Origin of the sequence: Streptomyces jumonjinensis (genome assembly GCF_009600885.1) — a bacterium.
Taxonomy (GTDB): Bacteria; Actinomycetota; Actinomycetes; order Streptomycetales; family Streptomycetaceae; genus Streptomyces; species Streptomyces jumonjinensis.
Window position 1 is genome coordinate 34,901 of record NZ_VCLA01000199.1, and the last position, 4,742, is coordinate 39,642.

The following is a 4,742-nucleotide window of genomic DNA, read 5'->3' on the forward strand; positions in this document are numbered from 1 at the left end:
CGAACGCTCCGCCGCCGTAGAGGACGGCGGGGGGGCGTTCGCGTCCGCCGCCCAGGACAGCACCCCGGTGATGACCGGCTACCAGCAGAGGAAAGGTGACTGAGAGGGAGACGAGTAGGGTCCGCGCTGATGGTCCGGAGTACAAGGCCGAAGTCCCTTGGTGAAGGGTGGCCGCTCGAAGACACACGTCTCAGCTCGACCACCGAAAACGGTAGTTGGCTGAGACGGTGTGTCCCCGGGGCGTGGCCGGACCTGGCTGGGCCAAGTCCGGCAACCCCCGGGGGAACACCCTCCGTCAGTTCTCCGATGGTAGGAGCTAGGAGAACTGACGGAGCACACCAAGGGGGCGTCGACCGCTGGCCGGGCCGATGGCCCGGGGTCTGTCAGGGCTGAGAGCCGGCCAGGTCGGTGAGGAATGCGGTGTTGACCTGGGTGTCGTGTCCGAGTGTGACCCCGTGCCGGGGCAGGGCGGACAGCCGGTGGGCGAGGCCGCCGCGCTGGGCCTTGCCGTCGTCGCCCGGGGCGGGGAGGAGGCCGAAGACGTCGGGGTAGCGGTCTTCGGTGCCTTCGGTGCCTTCGGTGCCTTCGGTGCCTTCGGTGAAGAAGTCGGCGGCGGTCAGCTCCCGTCCGTCGTCGACCGCGGCCGGTGCGGTGTCGGGGCGGATGCGGGGGAAGAGGACGCAGGCGGCCCGGCCTTCGGTGGCCAGGGTCATGCCGAGCCAGGTGGTGAGCTGGTCGGGGAAGAACTGGGGCTTGAGTTCCTTGCCCTTGTCGTTGAACGGCGGGGCACGGGTGCCTTCGGCGAGGGCGTCGGTGACGCGCTGGTGCTGGGTGGGGTGCAGTTGCTGACCGGAGATGACCCGGTCGCGTACGCCGTCGTAGAGGCCGAGGGCGTCCAGCAGCCCGAGCCCGATGGCGGCTGCCGCCGACCAGGGCAGCACCTGCAGACCGCCGTTGTCGGTGTCGGGGCGGATGAAGACGCGGTCGTTGGCCAGCAGGGACCAGCCCGCGCGGGCCAGCAGGAGGCCCGTGGTGGTCTTCCCGGCCCCTTTCCCGCCGAGGGTGAGGACCGTGTCGCCGTCCTTGACGGCGGCGGAGGCGTGGAGGATCTGCCAGCCGTCGGCCAGGAGCTTTCCGCGCAGGAGTTCGCGGGCGAGGCGGGCGGCGGCGGTGGCCACCGGGGTGTCCTCGGCCCCGACGACCCGCAGCCGCCCGGCGGCCGGCTCGTACCGGAAGGCGAGGTTCTGTCCCGGCTGGGCGGCGGTCACCGTGCCGTCCACCTCGCGCCGGTGGGCCAGCGTCGATCCGGCGTACGGGATCTGCTCGTGGGGCTGGTCGAGCACGACGGCGATGAGCTGGGACGCCTCGGCCGGGGCGACGTCCGCGGCCACCACGGGCCCCGCCGTGTCCGCGGTGCCGCTGTCGTCGGGGACGGTGGCGTTCCACCAGGGGCCGAAGTAGCGGGTGGACCAGGCCGTGACCGCGAGCAGGCGGCTGGTGACGGTCACCGAGTGCCCGGCGGCGGTGATGCGGGTGGTGTATGGGGTTTCGGTTATGAAGCGGTGTCCTTTTCGGTCTCGGTGTGGTGGCGGACGGTGGTGTGGGCGGCGCGGAGCTTGCAGTCCGCGTCGTTGAGGAGGCGTTGTGCGACGGGGTCGAGTCCGGGATCGACCACAGTGGGCACCCCGGCGGTGAACCGCAACGGCATTCCGCGGCAGGCGGTGTTGCCGGGGTTGACGACGGACAGCTCGGTGACGGTGTCCGTAAGGCCGAGGGCGGCGGTCAGAGCGACGAGGACGGCCCCGGCCGGGCCGGAGCGGGCCCGGCCCAGCCCCTGGTTGATCCGGCGCGGGCGGGCGGTCAGTTCCTCGTGGACGGCCCGCAGCGGGATCGCGGCCGGGAGCCCGCCGACGCGGGTGGCCGCCGCGCAGACGGCGGCGGCGTCCCCGTGCTCGCCGTCACCCGGCCCTCCACGGACTGAACCGGCACCGTGAGGAGGCGGGCGAGGGTGAGGCGGTAGCGGGCGCTGTCGGTGGCGGAGCCGACGCCGTAGACCCGCGAAGGACCCCCGCGCGGGCGGGGACGACAGGCTGCTCGCCCTCTTCGACACGTTGCTGACCGAAGGACCCCCGCGCGGGCGGGGACGACTCCAGGAAGGTCGATCCCTCGACGCCGACCGGGGAAGGACCCCCGCGCGGGCGGGGACGACGCTTCCTGACCTGGGGTGTTGTCACGCGATCATGCCGTTTTCCTTTACCTGCTTCACGACAGCTTCCTGTGCCGGGGTCGGCGTCACTGGCTTCGGTAGCACCGTATCCGTCGGCATGGCTGCCGCGCCGCGGGTTCCCCACACCCGCCACCGACGTCACCGCCAGCCCATCCGAACGACCAGGCACGACCCAGCCAGGACAGACACGGCATCGGTACCGAACGATCCCCGTGCGGGCGGGGACGATGTTTCCTCAGTTAGTGAGGGAACATCATTAATGGAGCTACTCTCGACGACGGTCACTGCCCGGCTGCCCGAGCCATTCACCGAGAGCTCCCCCCGCGGGCGCGGGGTCGACAGACTGCACGCCGGATGCATGACAGCGGGCTGGTTGCCGCGGCTGAATCCCGTGCTGAGGGACAGCGGTTCCTGACCGTCGAAGGGATCACTGTTCAGGACCAGCTGAGCAGAGGTCATGGCCGCCGACGGACACCGGGCGGCAACGGACAGTCCGGCCCAGATCAGCCCTCCGCTGCGCGGTCCGCATCCAGCCGATGTGGGTGAAGAGCGACGGCTCGCTCACCGGAGGCCGCGGACAGGCTGCACAGCTCCTGGAGGCCGCGCTCTGTCGTCTCGCTGATCGGGCGGACCATGTGGGAGGCCGCCGCTCACCGGTCAGAGACCCGGCGACCGCCTGCTTCCGACGCGCACCCCCGTGACGCGTCGGAACCAGGCGGCCTGTTCGGCTGGCGGGTGGGTCAGAAGCTGCAGTAGCTGCTGCTGCCGTAGTCCTCCAGCAGGTCGTCGCGTATCCACCCGGTGTGATTCGTCGTGTCGTTGCGGACGTAGGTCCAGGTGTAGCCGTCGTTCCTGTAGGTGAAGCAGTGGTAGTCCAGGCGGTGGTTCGAGTAGGCGAGACCATTGCTGGCGCAGCTGGTGTTGGAGCCCGTGCGCTGGTTGACATAGTTCACGACGGTCGGGTCCCAGGCGCTGCCGTCCCGGTCCGGTCCCTGCTGTCCGCAGGAGGCGTGGGCCTGGGCGGGGCCCGCCGTGGCGATGGGGACGAGCACAGTGGTCGCAAGCAGGGCGGCGTCGCGAGAGCGGTTTTCTTGAGCGGTTCCACGAAATGTCTCCCTGTGAGATGCCTGACGATTCGACGACGATGCTGCACTGTGCCGGCGTGACGGAGCGGCTGTGGCCTTCTGCCACTGTTTTCTCGCTCCGCCTCACGGCCTTTCCGGAGCCCTGCGCACCTGACCCACCTCAACCGGATGTGGTTCTTCGGCCGCGGGACTCCTCTGACCGACACGGTTCGTTGTCGGCCACCAGACGGCAGCGAGACCCGAGGCTCTAGCCTCCCCGCCCTGGCGCTTCATACGCTAGGGCCTCCAGTGCACTGGAGGTTCAAGTAGATGAGTCACATAACTTGGACGATCGGAGACCTGGCGGCCCGCACCGGACTATCGGTGAAGACGATCCGGTACTACTCCGACACCGGACTGCTCCCGATGGCGCAGCGCAGTGCCGGCGGCCACCGTCGCTATGCGTACGAGGCGCTGGAGCAGCTGCGGCTGGTGCAGCAGCTGCGCGCCCTGGACACTCCGATCGCCACGATCACCCAGCTCGCCACCGGTGAGCGCTCCCTCGGTGACTTGGTCACGCGCGCGCTCAATCTGACTCGGACACGATTAGCCGAACTGAGCTGGCGCCAGGCCACTCTGCAAGCCCTCGACGATTGCTCCGACCAGGAGCGGCTGCGCCGGCTGGCCGTACTGTCCCGGGTGCAACGGCTGTCCGAAGCCCCTCTCGACCTCGGCAGGGCCTGGGAGCGAGTGATCCCCGCCGCTGTGCCCGCGCGCCTGGTTGATCTGATCACCGCGCAAGCCGTTCCGGAACCACCGCAGGACCCTTCGCCCCAGACAGCGCTGGCCTATGCCGAACTGCACGCCCTCATCGCGCAACCGGGCTTTCGGATGTACTGGGCCGCGCCCCATGTGCGGGACAAGGCGTCGCTGTACGCCGAACTGGTCGAAGCCGCCGAGCTCGCCAAAGCCGCAGTCGCCGCCGGTCTGCCGCCACAGCCCGGGGAAGCACTGGACAAGTTCTCCCGAGCCTGTACCCGCGCCCGCGGTGAGGACGACAGTCCCGGCTTTCGCGCCCTCATGGGCGCGGAGTTCCACACCACCGTGCCGTTGTTCCGTTGTTACTGGCAGCACATCGCCACCCTCACCGCCGACCACAGGCCCAATGTAGGCAACACCCACTGCTGGCTCGTGGAAGCCCTCATCACGACGTACCAACACACTGGCTCAACATAGGCAGATGGCTGCTGCCTTCGGCCAGGTTCCACCCCTGCTCCAGAAAGGTCTGGTGCCCGCAGTGAGCACCAGATGGGAGTATCCCCGCGGGCGCGGGGTCGACCCAGAGCCGGCGGGATGTCGCCGGTGGTGCTGGTTCCGTGCTGGTGGTCGTGGCGAACGAGCTGGTCGGAGGCGTCGGTGCGCAGTTCCACGTCCTGTGGCACGGGGTTGGC

The 4,742-nt window shown here is 69.8% G+C and carries 4 protein-coding genes; 1 reads left to right on the top strand and 3 read right to left on the bottom strand.

Features of this window, described 5'->3' with window-relative positions; all coding sequences use genetic code 11:
- Positions 1-383 precede the first annotated feature (383 nt).
- From FF041_RS34885 to FF041_RS34895, 3 genes are all read right to left on the bottom strand, one after another.
- Entirely contained in the window at positions 384-1,508 is a 1,125-nt protein-coding gene (locus FF041_RS34885; protein WP_323393602.1) for a hypothetical protein, read from the bottom strand.
- A gap of 44 nt (positions 1,509-1,552) precedes the next feature.
- Positions 1,553-2,110, bottom strand: a complete 558-nt coding sequence (locus FF041_RS40700; protein ID WP_407698225.1) for a Rossmann-fold NAD(P)-binding domain-containing protein — start codon at positions 2,108-2,110, stop codon at positions 1,553-1,555.
- An 857-nt stretch (positions 2,111-2,967) separates the two neighbouring features.
- Positions 2,968-3,279 carry an SH3 domain-containing protein gene (locus tag FF041_RS34895; RefSeq protein WP_323393604.1) on the bottom strand — a complete coding sequence of 104 codons (312 nt, stop codon included), beginning with the start codon at positions 3,277-3,279 and terminating at the stop codon, positions 2,968-2,970.
- Between the two features lie 342 nt (positions 3,280-3,621).
- Between FF041_RS34895 and FF041_RS34900 the strand changes: the two genes are divergently transcribed.
- A complete protein-coding gene (locus tag FF041_RS34900; RefSeq protein WP_153526444.1) occupies positions 3,622-4,527 on the top strand; it encodes a helix-turn-helix domain-containing protein in 906 nt (301 codons plus the stop codon).
- The last annotated feature ends 215 nt before the right edge of the window (positions 4,528-4,742 follow it).

Coding starts and splice junctions, on each gene's coding strand:
- FF041_RS34900 (WP_153526444.1), top strand. CDS start 3,622: ATGAGTCACATAACTTGGACGATCGGAGACCTGGCGGCCCGCACCGGA.